General features: G+C 72.7%; 14 protein-coding genes and 1 tRNA gene. 9 read left to right on the top strand and 6 right to left on the bottom strand.

Annotation, left to right across the window (positions count from 1 at the left end; translation table 11 throughout):
• Positions 1–489 precede the first annotated feature (489 nt).
• The 6 genes from paaA to ABZ854_RS05845 all read left to right on the top strand — a co-directional run bounded on the left by paaA (position 490) and on the right by ABZ854_RS05845 (position 5,354).
• Positions 490–1,509 (top strand): 1,2-phenylacetyl-CoA epoxidase subunit PaaA, encoded by a 1,020-nt coding sequence (paaA, locus tag ABZ854_RS05870; RefSeq protein ID WP_361204850.1) that lies wholly within the window; start codon positions 490–492, stop codon positions 1,507–1,509.
• Positions 1,506–1,793 carry a 1,2-phenylacetyl-CoA epoxidase subunit PaaB gene (gene paaB, locus ABZ854_RS05865; RefSeq protein WP_094218582.1) on the top strand — a complete coding sequence of 96 codons (288 nt, stop codon included), beginning with the start codon at positions 1,506–1,508 and terminating at the stop codon, positions 1,791–1,793. The genes paaA and paaB overlap by 4 nt, the downstream gene beginning before the upstream one ends.
• Positions 1,790–2,518 (top strand): 1,2-phenylacetyl-CoA epoxidase subunit PaaC, encoded by a 729-nt coding sequence (paaC, locus tag ABZ854_RS05860; protein ID WP_361204847.1) that lies wholly within the window; start codon positions 1,790–1,792, stop codon positions 2,516–2,518. The genes paaB and paaC overlap by 4 nt, the downstream gene beginning before the upstream one ends.
• Entirely contained in the window at positions 2,512–3,054 is a 543-nt protein-coding gene (gene paaD / locus ABZ854_RS05855; RefSeq protein ID WP_361204844.1) for a 1,2-phenylacetyl-CoA epoxidase subunit PaaD, read from the top strand. The genes paaC and paaD overlap by 7 nt, the downstream gene beginning before the upstream one ends.
• Complete coding sequence (locus ABZ854_RS05850; RefSeq protein WP_361204841.1) at positions 3,054–4,115, top strand: 2Fe-2S iron-sulfur cluster-binding protein; 1,062 nt, start codon at positions 3,054–3,056, stop codon at positions 4,113–4,115. The genes paaD and ABZ854_RS05850 overlap by 1 nt, the downstream gene beginning before the upstream one ends.
• Before the next feature lie 105 nt (positions 4,116–4,220).
• Positions 4,221–5,354 carry an acyl-CoA dehydrogenase family protein gene (locus ABZ854_RS05845; protein ID WP_361204838.1) on the top strand — a complete coding sequence of 378 codons (1,134 nt, stop codon included), beginning with the start codon at positions 4,221–4,223 and terminating at the stop codon, positions 5,352–5,354.
• A 33-nt stretch (positions 5,355–5,387) separates the two neighbouring features.
• Here the strand turns inward: ABZ854_RS05845 and ABZ854_RS05840 are convergent, their stop codons facing one another.
• The 6 genes from ABZ854_RS05840 to ABZ854_RS05815 form a co-directional block, all read right to left on the bottom strand.
• Positions 5,388–5,717 carry a rhodanese-like domain-containing protein gene (locus ABZ854_RS05840; RefSeq protein WP_361205172.1) on the bottom strand — a complete coding sequence of 110 codons (330 nt, stop codon included), beginning with the start codon at positions 5,715–5,717 and terminating at the stop codon, positions 5,388–5,390.
• A gap of 49 nt (positions 5,718–5,766) precedes the next feature.
• Positions 5,767–6,579 (bottom strand): hypothetical protein, encoded by an 813-nt coding sequence (locus ABZ854_RS05835; protein ID WP_361204835.1) that lies wholly within the window; start codon positions 6,577–6,579, stop codon positions 5,767–5,769.
• A 101-nt stretch (positions 6,580–6,680) separates the two neighbouring features.
• The gene (locus ABZ854_RS05830) at positions 6,681–8,207 is read right to left on the bottom strand and encodes a DUF2252 domain-containing protein (protein WP_361204832.1); all 1,527 of its coding nucleotides are present in this window, start codon (positions 8,205–8,207) and stop codon (positions 6,681–6,683) included.
• Between the two features lie 76 nt (positions 8,208–8,283).
• A complete protein-coding gene (locus ABZ854_RS05825) occupies positions 8,284–9,114 on the bottom strand; it encodes a TrmH family RNA methyltransferase (protein ID WP_361204829.1) in 831 nt (276 codons plus the stop codon).
• Positions 9,115–9,388: 274 nt separating this feature from the next.
• Positions 9,389–10,141, bottom strand: a complete 753-nt coding sequence (locus ABZ854_RS05820; RefSeq protein ID WP_361204827.1) for an rRNA methyltransferase — start codon at positions 10,139–10,141, stop codon at positions 9,389–9,391.
• A gap of 206 nt (positions 10,142–10,347) precedes the next feature.
• A tRNA-Leu gene (locus ABZ854_RS05815) sits at positions 10,348–10,431 on the bottom strand.
• 469 nt (positions 10,432–10,900) lie between these two features.
• Between ABZ854_RS05815 and ABZ854_RS05810 the strand changes: the two genes are divergently transcribed.
• The 3 genes from ABZ854_RS05810 (at position 10,901) to ABZ854_RS05800 (ending at position 13,963) form a co-directional block, all read left to right on the top strand.
• On the top strand, positions 10,901–11,764 hold the full coding sequence (locus tag ABZ854_RS05810) for a DUF3662 and FHA domain-containing protein (RefSeq protein ID WP_361204825.1): 864 nt from the start codon (positions 10,901–10,903) through the stop codon (positions 11,762–11,764).
• Between the two features lie 10 nt (positions 11,765–11,774).
• Positions 11,775–12,293, top strand: coding sequence for an FHA domain-containing protein (locus ABZ854_RS05805; protein ID WP_361204822.1), 519 nt, complete (start codon positions 11,775–11,777; stop codon positions 12,291–12,293).
• Between the two features lie 137 nt (positions 12,294–12,430).
• Positions 12,431–13,963 carry a Stp1/IreP family PP2C-type Ser/Thr phosphatase gene (locus tag ABZ854_RS05800; protein ID WP_361205169.1) on the top strand — a complete coding sequence of 511 codons (1,533 nt, stop codon included), beginning with the start codon at positions 12,431–12,433 and terminating at the stop codon, positions 13,961–13,963.
• Positions 13,964–13,966: the final 3 nt, after the last annotated feature.

Below are 13,966 nucleotides of genomic sequence, written 5' to 3'. Positions count from 1 at the left end.
GGGAACCGGAGGACCCCTCGGAACCGGGCTCCGGGGGAGGGGAGCCGGAAACGGAGGGCGCCTCGGCCGGCTCGTCCGGCCCGTCCGGGGCCCGCGAGTCCTCGTCGTACGCGTCCATTCCGCCCTGTCCCCCGTCTCGGCTGCTGCCGCGGCCGCCCGAACCGGGCGCCGCGTGGTCCCGAGCGCCAGTCGGCGGCGCTCGCACGGAACGGTACTCAGCCGGGACCACCGAGCGCAGCCCCGGGACCCCGCCCGATCCCCGACCGTGTCCGACGCCACGTCGTCCACCCACACCCTTCACCACAGCCTCACAACGCCGTACGGCGCCCGGCCGCACCCGGGACGGCGGCGAGAGGGTTGTCCACAGCCCCTGCCGCGGGTTTTCCACAGCGGTTGACACCTCGCGGCGGCCCGGCCCACCATGGAATCGCACGGACCGAACGATCGGTCGGGACAGTGATCGACGAGAGCCCAGGTCAGGGGGATCGCATGGCCACAGCAGCCGCGCAGCGCACGGCCCGCACGGAAGCGGGCGGCGCACCGGACACCGCCGGCGGGACGGCGGAGTACCAGCGCGCCTTCGACGCGGCCGTGGCCGCCGACGAACGCATCGAACCACGGGACTGGATGCCCGACGCCTACCGCGCCACCCTGGTCCGGCAGATCGCCCAGCACGCCCACTCCGAGATCATCGGCATGCAGCCGGAGGCCAACTGGATCACCCGCGCGCCCTCCCTCAGGCGCAAGGCGATCCTGATGGCCAAGGTGCAGGACGAGGCCGGCCACGGCCTGTACCTGTACAGCGCCGCCGAAACCCTCGGCACCGGCCGCGAGGAGCTGCTCGACAAGCTGCACAGCGGCCGCCAGAAGTACTCCTCCATCTTCAACTACCCCACCCTGACCTGGGCCGACGTCGGCGCGATCGGGTGGCTGGTGGACGGCGCGGCGATCACCAACCAGGTGCCGCTGTGCCGCTGTTCCTACGGCCCCTACGCCCGGGCGATGGTGCGGATCTGCAAGGAGGAGTCCTTCCACCAGCGCCAGGGGTACGAGCTGCTGCTGGCCCTGAGCAACGGCACCCCCGAGCAGCACGCGATGGCCCAGGACGCGGTGGACCGCTGGTGGTGGCCCTCGCTGATGATGTTCGGCCCGCCGGACGACGAGTCGCAGCACTCCGCGCAGTCCATGGAATGGAAGATCAAGCGCCACTCCAACGACGAGCTGCGCCAGCGCTTCGTCGACATCTGCGTCCCGCAGGCCGAGTCCCTTGGCCTCACCCTCCCCGACCCGGACCTGAAGTGGAACGAGGAGCGCGGGCAGCACGACTTCGGGACGATCGACTGGACGGAGTTCTGGGAGGTCCTCAAGGGCAACGGCCCGTGCAACGAGCAGCGGATCACTCAGCGCAGGCGCGCGCACGACGAGGGCGCGTGGGTACGGGAAGCGGCCGCGGCACACGCGGCCAAGCACGCCGGGACCACCGGTGGGACGGGAGCGACACGAGCATGACCAACACCGACTGGCCCCTGTGGGAGGTCTTCGTGCGCTCCCGGCGCGGCCTTTCCCACACCCACGCCGGCAGCCTGCACGCGCCGGACGCGGAGCTGGCCCTGCGCAACGCCCGTGACCTGTACACCCGGCGTGGCGAGGGCGTCTCGATCTGGGTCGTCCCCGCCGCCGCGATCACCGCGTCCTCGCCCGACGAGAAGGACCCCTTCTTCGAGCCGGCCGCCGACAAGCCGTACCGGCACCCGACGTTCTACGAGATCCCGGAAGGGGTGAAGCACCTGTGACCGCCACCGTCCCCGCCACCACCACCGCCGCCGCGCTGGCCCTCGGTGACGACGCCCTGGTGCTCTCCCACCGCCTGGGGGAGTGGGCCGGTCACGCCCCCGTCCTGGAGGAGGAGGTCGCCCTCGCCAACATCGCGCTCGACCTGCTCGGCCAGGCCCGGGTGCTGCTCTCCATGGCAGGCGACGAGGACCAGCTGGCGTACCTGCGCGAGGAGCGGGACTTCCGCAACCTCCAGCTGGCCGAACAGCCAGGCGGCGACTTCGCCCACACCATCGCCCGCCAGCTGTACTTCTCCACCTACCAGCACCTGCTGTACGCCGAACTCGCCGCCGGTGACGGACCGTTCGCACCGCTGGCCGCGAAGGCCGTCAAGGAGGTCGCCTACCACCGCGACCACGCCGAGCAGTGGACCCTGCGCCTCGGCGACGGAACCGACGAGAGCCACGAGCGCATGCAGCGGGCGTGCGACGCGCTGTGGCGGTTCACCGGAGAGATGTTCCAGCCGGTGGACGGCCTGGACGTCGACTGGGCGGGTATGGCGGAGCGCTGGCTGGAGTCCGTCACCGACGTGCTCGGCCGGTCCACCCTGACCGTGCCCGAGGGCCCGCGCACCGGGGCCTGGTCCGCGGGCGCCGGACGGCAGGGCCTGCACACCGAGTCCTTCGGGCGGATGCTCGCCGAGATGCAGCACCTGCACCGCAGCCACCCGGGCGCGTCATGGTGACGGCCACCGCCCTGGAGGCGGAGCTGCTGGAGCTGGCCGGTTCGGTGCCCGACCCCGAACTGCCCGTGCTCACGCTCCGCGAACTGGGCGTCCTGCGCGCGGTGCACGTCAGCGGTGCCGACACCGTCGAGGTCGATCTCACCCCCACCTACACCGGCTGCCCCGCCATCGAGGCGATGAGCCTGGACATCGAGCGGGTGCTGCGTGCCCACGGAATGCGTGAGGTCACCGTCCGCACGGTGCTCGCGCCCGCCTGGTCCACGGACGACATCTCCCCCGAAGGCCGCCGGAAACTCCAGGAGTTCGGCATAGCGCCGCCGCGCGTCCACCGGGATGCCGGGCCCGTCGCGCTCGCCCTCGGTCCCACCCGGACGCGGGAAGCGGACACCGACCCGGTTGCCCCCGATCCGGTCCGCTGTCCGCACTGCGGGTCCGCCGAAACCGAGCTGCTCAGCCGGTTCTCCTCCACCGCGTGCAAGGCGCTGCGCCGCTGCCTGGCGTGCCGCGAACCGTTCGACCACTTCAAGGAGTTGTGATGGCGCGCTTCCACCCGCTCCCGGTGGCCGCGGTCGACCGGCTCACCGACGACTCCGTCGCCCTCACCTTCACCGTCCCGCCGGAGCTGCGCGAGGAGTTCCGGCATGCACCCGGCCAGCACCTCGCCCTGCGCCGCCGGACGGACGGCACGGAGATCCGGCGCACCTACTCGATCTGCTCCCCCGCCCCGGCCCCCGACGGCGACGGGCCGAGCGCCCTGCGCGTCGGGGTGCGGCTGGTCGAGGGCGGCGCCTTCTCGACGTACGCGCTCAAGGAAGTGAACATCGGGGACGAGATCGAGGTGATGACCCCGGCCGGCCGCTTCACGCTCGACCCGGCACCGGGTCTGTTCGCGGCGGTCGTCGGCGGCAGCGGCATCACGCCGGTGCTGTCGATCGTCTCCACCCTGCTGGCACGCGAGCCGCGGGCCCGGTTCTGCCTGATACGCGGCGACCGTACGGCGGCCTCGACGATGTTCCTGGAGGAGGTCGCCGACCTCAAGGACCGCTACCCCGAGCGGTTGCAGCTGGTGACCGTGCTCTCCCGCGAGGAGCAGCAGGCCGGCCTGCCGTCCGGGCGGCTCGACCGGGAGCGGCTCGCGGAGCTGCTGCCCGCGCTGCTGCCGGTGGATCAGGTGGCGGGCTGGTTCCTGTGCGGGCCGTTCGGGCTGGTGGAGGGCGCGGAGAAGGCGCTGCGCGGGCTCGGTGTGGAGAAGTCCCGCATCCATCAGGAGATCTTCCACGTGGACAGCGCGGTCCCGGCCGAGGCCGCTTCGGCGCCGGCCGACAGCACTGTCACCGCCCGCCTCGACGGGCGCGGCGGCACCTGGCCGGTACGGGACGGCGAATCGCTGCTGGACACGGTGCTGCGCAACCGCCCCGACGCGCCCTACGCCTGCAAGGGCGGCGTGTGCGGAACCTGCCGGGCCTTCCTGGTGTCGGGCGAGGTGCGCATGGACCGCAACTTCGCGCTGGAGGCGGAGGAGACCGAGGCGGGGTATGTCCTGGCCTGCCAGTCGCACGCGGTGACGGAGAAGGTGGAGCTGGACTTCGACCGCTGAGCCGCCCCCGCTTCCTTCCCTTCCGTGCCCCGCCGTTCCCTTCTCCTAGAACCTGTTCTATCTTGACGCCCCGTCAGGTAACCCGAAGCGCCGGGAGGACAGGCCGTGGACTTCACCTTCACCGAGGAGCAGCGGGCGGCGGCCGAGGCGGCACGGGGGGTGTTCGCCGGGGTGGCGCCGGACGCGGTGCCGAGCCCGGCGCTCACGACCGGCGCCGTGGCCGAGGGCTTCGACCAGGAGCTGTGGCGCCGGATCGGCGGAGCTGACCTCCTCGGCCTGCTGCTCGACGAGGGGTACGGCGGGGCCGGACTGGACGCCATAGCGCTGTGTCTGGTGCTGCGCGAGTCCGCGCGGGTACTGGCCCGGGTCCCGCTGCTGGAGCACAGCGCGGCAGCGGCGCTCGTCCAGACCCACGGGACGAAGGAGCTGAGGGAGCGGCTGCTGTCCCGGGCCGGGCGCGGCGAGGTCGTGCTGACCGTGGCCGGCAGCGGCCGCAGCGGGCACGACCCGGCCGGGCTCGCCGTGACCGCGCGCCGCGACGGGACGGGCTGGCTGCTGGAGGGCGTTCAGACGGCGGTGCCGTGGGCCTACGACGCGGACCTCGTCGTCGTACCGGCGCACACCGGCGGCGACCGGACCGTGCTGGCGCTGGTGCCGCGCGAGCGGGACGGGGTGGTGCTCGCCGAGCAGATCTCCACCACCGGGGAGCGGCTGGCGGAACTGCGGCTGCGGGCGGTGCGGCTGGACGCGGCCGACGTCATCGAGGCGGACGGCGCCTGGGAGTGGCTGCACGCGCTGCTGGCCACCGGCACCTGCGCGCTGGCGCTCGGGCTGGGTGAACAGGTGCTGCGCATGACCAGCGAATACACCGGGAAGCGGGAGCAGTTCGGGTATCCGCTCGCGACGTTCCAGGCGGTCGCGGTGCAGGCCGCCGACCGGTACATCGACCTGCGCGCCATGGAGGCCACCCTCTGGCAGGCGGCCTGGCGGATCGCCTCCGGGGCGCCGGGGGCGCTACCCGTGTCCGGAGACGTGGCGGTGGCGAAGATCTGGGCGGCGGACGGTGTGCGCCGGGTCGTCCAGACGGCACAGCACCTGCACGGCGGGTTCGGCGCGGACACCGACTATGCGCTGCACCGGTACCACGCCTGGGCCAAGCACCTGGAACTGTCGCTCGGCCCGGCGGCAGCGTACGAGGAGGCCCTAGGAGACCTGCTGGCGGCACACCCGCTCAGCTGACGGACCGGCGGCGGGGCCCCGCGGCCACGGGGGCTACAGGACGTGGCCGGGCTTGCCGTCGGCCGTGACGACCTGCCGGCCCGCCGCCTGCCAGATCTGCATGCCGCCGTCGACGTTCACCGCGTCGATGCCCTGCTGGACCAGGTACATTGTGACCTGGGCCGAGCGGCCGCCGGAACGGCAGATCACATGGACGCGGCCGTCCTGCGGGGCGGCCTCGGTCAGCTCGCCGTAGCGGGCCACGAACTCGCTGATCGGGATGTGCACTGCCCCTTGGGCGTGGCCCGCCCGCCACTCGTCGTCCTCGCGGACGTCCAGCAGGAAGTCGCCGTCCTTGAGGTCGCCGACCTCGACCGTGGGCACACCAGCTCCGAAACTCATGCCCCCGACGCTACCCGAAGAGCGCCGCGCCTCATTCCCCGTCCAGCAGCGCGGCCAGCTCGGTCTCGCGCGCGGCGATGTCGTGGCGGAGCTTGCCGGCGATCTCCTCCAGGAGGCCGTCGGGGTCGTCCGGGGCGAGGCGCAGCATGCCGGCGATGGCGCCCTCCTCCAGTTCGCGGGCGACCAGGGTGAGCAGTTCCTTGCGCTGGGCGAGCCATTCGAGGCGGGCGTACAGCTCCTCGCTGGGACTCGGGCGCCGCTCGGGCGGCACCGGGCCCGCCGCCCACTCCTCGGCCAGCTCCTTCAGCAGGGTCTCGTCGCCGCGGGCGTAGGCGGCGTTCACCCGCGTGATGAACTCCTCGCGGCGCTCCCGCTCCGGCTCCTCCTGGGCGAGGTCGGGGTGCGCCTTGCGGGCCAGCTCGCGGTAGAGCTTGCGGGCCTCCTCGCTGGGGCGCACCCGCTCGGGGGGCCGTACCTCCTGGTCGGTGAGCATGGCGGTGGCCTCCGGGAACAGGCCGTGGCCGTCCATCCAGCCGTGCAGCAGCTCCTCCACGCCGGGGATGGGTGTGACCTGGGCGCGTGCCTCCTCGGCGCGGCGGATGTCCTCGGGGTCGCCGGTGCGGGCGGCCTTCGCCTCGGCGATCCGGGCGTCGAGCTCCTCCAGGCGGGTGTAGAGGGGGCCGAGGCGCTGTTCGTGCAGCCGGGAGAAGTTCTCGACCTCGACGCGGAAGGTCTCCACGGCGATCTCGTACTCGATCAAGGCCTGCTCGGCGGCCCGTACGGCCCGCTCGAGCCGTTCCTCGGGTCGCGGCGGCGGGGACTGATCAGGTTCGGGGGAGGTCACGCGGCCCAGAGTATCGCTGTGCTGGTCTCGGGCCGGGTGCGGTGCGTGGTGGGGGGTGCGGAGCCGGCCCTCCCGGGCCGGTCGCGGCGCCCCGTACCTGTTCAGACACCCTGTTCCGCTGCGATGCGGCCCGTTCTGATGGCTGTGGTCAGGGTGGTGTGGTCGCGTTCTGTGATGTCGGCGTAGGTGAGGGCGAAGGCGGAGATGGCCTCGTCGAGTTCCTCGTTCTTGCCGCAGTAGCCGGCGATGGTGCGGGGGTCGGCGCTGTGGCTGTGGGCGCGGGCCAGGAGGGCGCCGGTCATGCGGCCGTAGTCGTCGATCTGGTCGGCGGCGAGCGCGGCCGGGTCGACGCTGCCCTTGCGGTTGCGGAACTGGCGTACCTGGAAGGGCCGGCCCTCGACCGTGGTCCAGCCCAGCAGGATGTCGCTGACCACCTGCATCCGCTTCTGGCCGAGGACCACCCGGCGTCCCTCGTGCTCCACCGGCGGCGCCGCGAACCCGGCCGGGACCAGATGCGGGACCAGCGCCGAGGCGCGGGCCTCCTTGACCTGGAGGACCAGGGGTTCGCCGCGGTGGTCCAGCAGCAGCACGACGTACGAGCGGGCGCCGACGCTGCCCGTCCCGACGACCCGGAAGGCCACGTCGTGCACCGCGTGCCGGGCGAGCAGCGGGTGCCGGTCCTCGGACAGCGTCGTCACGTACGACTCCAGGGACGCGGCCACCGCGGCGGCCTCCGCGTCCGGGACCCGGCGCAGCACCGGCGGCGCGTCGACGAAGCGGCGCCCGCCGTCCTCCGCGGCCTCGGTCGACTTGGCCGCGAACCGGCCGCTGGTGTTGGCCCGCGCCTTCTCGGAGACCCGCTCCAGGGTGCCGAGCAGATCGTGGGCGTCTGCGTGGGAGACGAGCTCCTCGTCCGCGATGGCGTTCCAGGCGTCCAGGACCGGCAGCCTGGCCAGCAGCCGCATGGTGCGCCGGTAGGCGCCGACCGCGTCGTGGGCGGCCGCGCGGCACACGTCCTCGTCGGCACCCGCCTCACGTCCGGCCAGCACCAGGGAGGCGGCGAGCCGCTTCAGGTCCCACTCCCAAGGGCCGTGCACCGTCTCGTCGAAGTCGTTGAGGTCGATGACCAGACCGCCGCGCGCGTCGCCGTACAGGCCGAAGTTGGCCGCGTGCGCGTCGCCGCAGATCTGGGCGCCGATACCGGTGACGGGGGTGCGCGCCAGGTCGTACGCCATGAGGCCGGCCGAGCCGCGCAGGAACGCGAACGGGGTGGCCGCCATCCGGCCCACCCGTATCGGTGTCAGCTCCGGGATGCGGTCGGCGTTGGACTCCTCCACGGCACGCACCGGGTCCGGGCGGGAGTCGTCCGCCTCGAACGTGCCGTGCGCGCTGCGCGGCACGCTCGACCGCAGCGCCTTGCCCTCCCGCTTCGGCGAACCCGGCGCCGGCCACTGGGCGAAGCCGCGCGCCCGGGGCAGCCTGGCGGCCACCACGCCGCGCTCAGGGCCGACCTCCGGGCCGCCCGCCGACTCCGCCCGCTCCGCCGTTTCCGTCATCCGCACACCGGTCCCGGTCACCCCGACCGCCTCCCCCAGCACGAACACCGGCCCGCGCACCGGCGTGAACATCAACTCGTGCCGACCGTACAGCCGGTGGCCCGGACCCGTCAGCCGCCTGTGGACAACTCAGCGGTTGTGGAAAACCTCAGCGGTTCCGGTTGCGTACGCGCGCGAAGCCCCGCTGCCGGGCTGCCTCGTAGAGGGAGACCGTGCCGGCGTTGGCGGCGTTGAGGGAGCTGGCCGCGCCGCCGATGGGGATGCGCACCGTCTCGTCGCACAGCTCGCGCCAGGCCGCGCTCATCCCGGACGTCTCGTTACCGATCACCAGGAGCACCGGGCCCGTCAGGTCGACCTCGGTGATGTCCCGGCTGCCGTGCTCGTCCGTGCCGAGGATGCGCGGCGCGGTCCCGCGCGCGTGCAGACCCGCCACCCAGTCCTGGACCGTGCGCGGGGCCGGCACCCGGACCGCGGGCACGGCGAACAGCGAACCGGTGCTGGCGCGCACCGACTTGGGGTCGTAGACGTCGGCAGCGTGACCGCAGACGATCAGCCCCGAGGCACCGAAGGCGTCGGCCGAGCGCAGCAGTGAGCCGATGTTGCCGGGCGTGGTCGGACGGTCGAACACCAGGCCCAGGAAGTCCTCCTGCGGCGCGAGGCGGTCGAGGTCGTCCGGCGGGATCTCGGCGATGACCAGGAGTTCCGGGGTGGACTCGTCCTTGCCGCCCAGCTCGTGCAGCAGGGCGGAGTCCATCTTGACCCGCTGCACCGCACGGTCGACCCGCTTCAGGGTGTCCTCGGCCCACTGCGACAGGGCACGGTCACCGGCGTACACGACGGCGTGCAGCGGCCAGCCGTTGTCCAGTGCGAGGGTGACGGGGCGGACCCCCTGGACGACGAACTCGCCCGCCCGCTGCCGCTTCGCCCGGTTGCCGAGGAGCGCCTCCCACTGCTGGAAACGGGCGTTGCGCGTGCTCACCCGAAGAGTCGGGGGCGGGGTAGCCACGGGCGTCCTCTCTGCCGTACACAACACCGGCACCACTGCGATACGGCCTGCCGTACGCACACCGGCTGTCCCACCGGCCGGGGCAACATACCACCGGGGTGATCACCACCCCGGACCCTCACGAACCCCCCGCGGCCCGGCTCACCCCAGCGCTTCCGCACCCCCCGCGGGCCCGGCTCGCCCCAGCGCTTCCCGCACCCCGCAGCGCGGCCTCGCCCCAGCGCTTCCCGCACCCCGCAGCGCGGCCTCAGCCCAGCGCTTCCCGCACGTCCGCCGCCCGGACCAGGACCGCCGACCGCGTCCCGATCTTCAGCCGTTCCAGCGTCCGTACCGGAGCCACCGGGATCTTGCGGCTGCGGTCGGTGACGGCGATCACCGCGTGCTCGGGCAGTACCGACGCCAGCGAGGCCAGCAGGCCGGTCACCGGCTGCTCGGGCACGCTGCCCGTCCAGTGGGTCCGCTCCCCGTAGGGCAGGTCCGTCAGCACCACGTCCGGCGCCGCCCCGGCAAGGGCGGCGCCCAGCGCGCGCGGGTCGAAGACGTCGGCCGTGCCGGTGGTGACCGGCAGCGCCCCGCCGTCCGCGAGCAGCCGTTCCCGCAGCCGGCCCGCCGCGTCGGCCGCCTCCAGGTACGCGGGCTTGGCGAACCGCTCGCTCTGTTCCCGGCGCTCCCGCTCGCGCGCGCTCAGCCCCTCCGGGGTGAGCAGGGCGAGGTTCTTGGCCGCGAGTTCCAGGGGCGCGGGATCGGCATCGGAGCCGATCACCCGCCGTAGCGCAGGGCGCTGCACCAGCCCCAGCACGGTCAGCAGGTAGCCGCTGCCGCAGCAGGGGTCCCACAGCGTCACCGGCCCCTCGCCGGCGATCCGGGCCCTGGCCCGCAGGAACAGCTCGGTCGCCAGCCGTACCGGGAAGGCGGGGTGACCGGGCGCGGAGTGCAGCACGACACCGCAGGCCAGATCGGAGCTGTCGGCCCGCTCCACGGCGTGACGGTACGAGGTCACGTCTCACTCCCCATGTACGGCGGTACGCCCACCCCCACACCGGTGCCGGTGGACGGCGGTACGCCCACCCTCGCCCCGGACTCGCGGCACCGCAGCCCGGTACGACCGCCTGAGAACCTCGTCACACCGCCCCGTGAACAGCGCGGTGCTTTCGGACATAGCGGAACGGGCGGATCGTAGTAACGATCCGCCCGTTGCCGTCGGTGTGCGCGAGGGGGGAGTTGAACCCCCACGCCCTTGCGGGCACTGGAACCTGAATCCAGCGCGTCTGCCTATTCCGCCACCCGCGCATTGGGTGTGTCCTCCGGGCCTTTCCCTTGCGGGGCGCCCCTTCCGACATCCAGAACATTAGCACGCCGTACGGGGTGGATTCACATCCGTTTCCGGGCCGCCCCACGGGCCGGCCGGCGCCCCCGCCGCACCTCAGGGCCCCCTCCGCCGGCACTTCGTACCAAGGAGACGAGGTTCACGTATCAACCTCGTACCGGTCCCGGGCATCTGTCCAGGAGGCGGGCCGGGTGCACAGCCGGGTGCGGGACACTGGAGTTCGCCCGCCTCTACGATCCTTCACACAAGGAGAAGGAGTTCGAGGGGGAGCCGCTGGGGGAACCGGCTGATTGCCGGGCACGTAGATACGATCAGTGAGCGAGACCCCCGCACAGCGGAAGCACGGCGGGAGCAAGACAGAAGCAAGGCAGAAGCAGGGCAGCGGCACAGAGCACGACACGGCAGCAACGGCAGCGACGGAGGAGGTGCCCCGTGGGAGTCATGAAGAAGTTCGAGCAGCGGCTCGAAGGCCTGGTCAACGGCACCTTCGCGAAGGTCTTCAAGTCCGAGGTCCAGCCCGTGGAGATCGCCGGTGCGCTCCAGCGCGAGTGCGACAACAACGCCACGATCTGGAACCGCGACCGGACGGTCGTACCCAACGACTTCATCGTGGAGCTGAGCGCGCCGGACTTCGAGCGCCTCAGCCCCTACTCCGGGCAGCTCGGCGACGAGCTGGCCGGCATGGTCCGTGACTACGCCAAGCAGCAGCGCTACACCTTCATGGGCCCCATCAAGGTCAACCTGGAGAAGGCCGAGGACCTCGACACGGGTCTGTACCGGGTGCGCAGCCGCACCCTCGCCTCCTCCAGCAGCCAGCAGGCGCCCGAGGCCCCCTCGGCGTCCCCCGCCGGCCGGCCCACGCCCGGCGCCCGCGGCGGCTACGGCTATCCGCCCGCCGCGCCCGCCGGAGCGCCCCCCATGCCGGCCGCGCCGCCGTCCGGCGCCCGGCCCGGCGGCTACGGCTACCCGCAGCCCGCCACCCAGCGCCCCGCCGCCGCCCCGATGAGCGGCGGACGCACCCGCTACTGGATCGAGATCAACGGCACCCGCCACCAGATCTCCCGCCCGACCCTGGTGCTGGGCCGCAGCACCGAGGCCGACGTGCGGATCGACGACCCCGGCGTCTCGCGCCGGCACTGCGAGATCCGGACCGGAACGCCCTCGACGATCCAGGATCTCGGCTCCACCAACGGCATCGTGGTGGACGGGCAGCACACCACCCGCGCTACGCTCCGCGACGGCTCGCGGATCGTCGTGGGCAGCACCACCATCATTTACCGGCAAGCCGAAGGGTGAAGCGGGGGCAATGTCAGAGCTGACCCTGACGGTCATGCGGCTGGGTTTCCTGGCCGTACTGTGGCTGTTCGTGATCGTGGCCGTGCAGGTCATCCGCAGCGACCTGTTCGGTACGCGCGTCACCCAGCGCGGCGCCCGCAGGGAAGCGCAGCGGCCCCAGGCGGCCGCCCGGCAGGCCGCAGCGCCGCCGCAGCAGCGCGGCCAGCAGGGCGGCGGCGGCCGGCAGCGCCGCAACGCCCCCAGCAAGCTGGTCGTCACCGAGGGCACCCTGACCGGCACCACCGTCGCGCTGCAGGGCCAGACCATCACCCTGGGCCGGGCGCACGACTCGACGATCGTGCTGGACGACGACTACGCCTCCAGCCGCCATGCCAGGATCTACCCGGACCAGGGCGGCCAGTGGATCGTCGAGGACCTCGGCTCCACCAACGGCACCTATCTGGACCGGTCCCGGCTGACGACCCCCACACCGATCCCGCTGGGCGCGCCGATCCGCATCGGCAAGACCGTCATCGAGCTGCGGAAGTAGTGCTACATCATGAGTGAGCGCGAGCGGAGCGAGCACGCGGCGGAGGACCGCACCAAGGTCCCCGGCGCGCTCCCGACCGGAGGGTGGGCAGTGTGGCTCGACACGACCGGCTGCAGGAGCCGACGGGCGAGGTGCGCATGAGTCTGTCACTGCGCTTCGCCGCCGGATCGCACAAAGGCATGATCCGGGAGGGCAACGAGGACTCCGGTTACGCCGGCCCGCGCCTGCTCGCCATCGCCGACGGCATGGGCGGCCAGGCCGCAGGCGAGGTCGCCTCCTCCGAGGTGATCTCCACCCTGGTCACGCTCGACGACGACGTGCCCGGCTCCGACATCCTCACCTCCCTCGGCGCCGCCGTGCAGCGCGCCAACGACCAGCTGCGCTCCATGGTCGAGGAGGACCCCCAGCTCGAGGGCATGGGCACCACCCTGACCGCCCTGCTGTGGACCGGCCAGCGACTCGGCCTCGTGCACGTCGGCGACTCCCGCGCCTACCTGCTGCGCGACGGCGTCCTCACCCAGATCACCCAGGACCACACCTGGGTGCAGCGGCTCGTCGACGAGGGCCGCATCACCGAGGAAGAGGCCACCACCCACCCGCAGCGCTCCCTGCTGATGCGCGCCCTCGGCAGCGGCGAGCACGTCGAACCCGACCTGTCGATCCGCGAGGTCCGGGCCGGCGACCGCTACCTGATCTGCTCCGACGGCCTGTCCGGCGTCGTCTCCCACCAGACGATGGAGGAGACCCTCGCCAGCTACCAGGGCCCGCAGGAGACCGTGCAGGAGCTGATCCAGCTCGCGCTGCGCGGCGGCGGCCCCGACAACATCACCGTGATCATCGCCGACGTCCTCGACCTGGACACCGGCGACACCCTCGCCGGACAGCTGTCCGACACCCCGATCGTGGTCGGCGCCGTCGCCGAGAACCAGCACCACCTGCACGACAACGGCATCATGCAGACCCCGGCCGGCCGCGCCTCCCACCTGGGCCGGCAGGCCCACGGCGGCGGTGAGTTCGGCCCGCCCGGCTCCGGCGACACCACCGGCTTCGTGCCCACCGGCGGCTTCGGCGACTACGGCGACGCGGACTTCACCAAGTCCCACCGCAAGAACCGCAAGTGGCTCAAGAGATCCCTATACACCGCGCTCGCGCTGGCCGTCATCGCCGGCGGCCTGTACGGCGGCTACCGCTGGACGCAGACGCAGTACTACGTCGGCGTCAACGACCAGCACGTCGCCCTGTACCGCGGCATCAGCCAGGACCTGGCCTGGGTGTCGCTGTCCAGAGTGGAGAAGGACCACCCCGAGATCGAACTCAAGTACCTGCCGCCGTACCAGCAGAAGCAGGTCAAGAACACGATCGCCGCCGGTGACCTCGGGCAGGCCCGCGCCAAGGTCGAGGCGCTCGCCGTGCAGGCCTCCGCCTGCCGGAAGCAGGCCGAACGGGACGCGGCGGACAAGAGCCGGGGGAACGCCAAGAACGGCAAGGGCAAGGACGCCACGGGAACCACCCCGTCGACGCTCACGTCCAAGGCGTCAACGAAGCCGTCGTCGGGCTCCAAGACGTCCCCGTCCACGTCCCCGACCCCCAGCGCGTCCGCCACCGCCAACCCCGGCCCGAGCCTCTCCGAGGATGAGCAGAAGGTCGTCGATCAGTGCGGCAAGCAATAAGCG

This window comes from Streptomyces sp. NPDC047028, assembly GCF_040644095.1.
Classification (GTDB): Bacteria; Actinomycetota; Actinomycetes; order Streptomycetales; family Streptomycetaceae; genus Streptomyces.
Note: the sequence above shows the minus strand (reverse complement) of the source record. Positions and strands in the feature narration are given on the sequence as shown.

Bases quoted from the DNA above. Each gene is read 5' to 3' on its own strand.
- paaA (WP_361204850.1), top strand. From the start codon at position 490: ATGGCCACAGCAGCCGCGCAGCGCACGGCCCGCACGGAAGCGGGCGGC.
- paaB (WP_094218582.1), top strand. From the start codon at position 1,506: ATGACCAACACCGACTGGCCCCTGTGGGAGGTCTTCGTGCGCTCCCGG.
- paaD (WP_361204844.1), top strand. From the start codon at position 2,512: ATGGTGACGGCCACCGCCCTGGAGGCGGAGCTGCTGGAGCTGGCCGGT.
- ABZ854_RS05850 (WP_361204841.1), top strand. From the start codon at position 3,054: ATGGCGCGCTTCCACCCGCTCCCGGTGGCCGCGGTCGACCGGCTCACC.
- ABZ854_RS05830 (WP_361204832.1), bottom strand. From the start codon at position 8,207: ATGTTCACGCCGGTGCGCGGGCCGGTGTTCGTGCTGGGGGAGGCGGTC.
- ABZ854_RS05805 (WP_361204822.1), top strand. From the start codon at position 11,775: ATGTCAGAGCTGACCCTGACGGTCATGCGGCTGGGTTTCCTGGCCGTA.
- ABZ854_RS05800 (WP_361205169.1), top strand. From the start codon at position 12,431: ATGAGTCTGTCACTGCGCTTCGCCGCCGGATCGCACAAAGGCATGATC.